This window comes from Vibrio sp. 1249-1 (assembly GCF_033340495.1).
This window is the reverse complement of sequence record NZ_JAWOWJ010000730.1, coordinates 1-626: the sequence shown is the minus strand read 5'-3', so window position 1 is coordinate 626 and position 626 is coordinate 1. Positions and strand designations below refer to the sequence as shown.

General features: G+C 49.4%; 1 protein-coding gene. It reads right to left on the bottom strand.

The features are described from left to right. Positions 1-626, bottom strand: a 626-nt coding sequence (gene flgK / locus R7Z50_RS28600; RefSeq protein ID WP_318149893.1) for a flagellar hook-associated protein FlgK, incomplete at both ends; no start/stop codon positions are given.

The window sequence follows — 626 nt, the reverse complement described above, 5'->3', positions numbered from 1 at the left end:
CACTTGGTTTGGCTTTAAAACGTCGGTTTGGTAATCGTTGATGGCACCCAACTTACCCCCGACCGAATCGCCAATAGCGAAGCTTTGATTAGCAAAATTCACGTGCAGATCCGCAAGATACGGATCGCTTGGATCAGGAATCGCAGACAGTTGACCAAAGTCCGAGCCCATGACTAACGGCTGACCAGAAACCAACGTCACCTGCATGCTGCCATCCGGTTGATCGGTTGTTTTCACTTCGATCACTTGTGACAGCTCACCGATCAGCTTTTCACGCGTGTCCATCAATTGAGCAGGGTTACCGCCTGTACCTTGCATTTCAACGATTTGCTTGTTCACGTGAGCGATGTTCGACATCAGACTGTTTGCATGAGTCAGCGCAGCGGTGCGCTGATCATTCATGTCTTTATGTTGGTTGTGCAAAGACTGAGTTAGTGTGTTGAAACGTCGAGCCAATGCTTCTGATTCATTGATGATTTGCTGGCGGTAAGGCATCGATTCTGGCTTCACTGTCGCGTCGTTAAGCGCGGCGTTAAGCGAATCTAAGCCAGCAGAGATACTAAATCCGTCTGCACCCAAGGTGTTTTCTAGTTGGCTCATGTTGCTGGTGTAACCAGCCGCGTAAG